1 protein-coding gene is annotated in these 436 nt (G+C 77.8%); it reads left to right on the forward strand.

Annotation, left to right across the window (positions count from 1 at the left end; all coding sequences use genetic code 11):
• Positions 1–436: amino acid permease (locus DZG00_RS16515; RefSeq protein WP_119455876.1), on the forward strand; the 436-nt coding region annotated here is incomplete at both ends.

Below are 436 nucleotides of genomic sequence, written 5' to 3' on the forward strand. Positions count from 1 at the left end.
CGCGGCCGCGGCCTGCCTCGGCGCGCTCCTGGCGCTCCTCGCGGGGATCGGGCGCACGTCGCTCGCGATGGCGCGCGAGGGCGACCTCCCGCGCGGTCTCGCCGTCGTGCACCCGCGGTACCGGGTGCCGCAGCGGGCCGAGATCGCCGTGGCCGTGATCGTGGTGGCGCTCGTGCTCACGGTGGACCTCCGCGGCGTCGTCGGCTTCTCGTCCTTCGGCGTGCTGCTGTACTACGTGGTCGCCAACGCCGCGGCCTTCACGCAGGAGCGCGCGGACCGGCGGTACCCGAAGGCGCTGCAGGTGCTGGGCGTCGTCGGCTGCCTGGTGCTCGTGGCGACGCTGCCCGGGGCGTCGATCGCGGCGGGCGCCGCCGTGCTCGTGGTGGGCGTGCTGGGGCGCGCGCTGGTGCTGGCGCGGCGTCGGCGCGTCGGCCGG

The organism is Clavibacter lycopersici (assembly GCF_003576405.1).
Taxonomy (GTDB): domain Bacteria; phylum Actinomycetota; class Actinomycetes; order Actinomycetales; family Microbacteriaceae; genus Clavibacter; species Clavibacter lycopersici.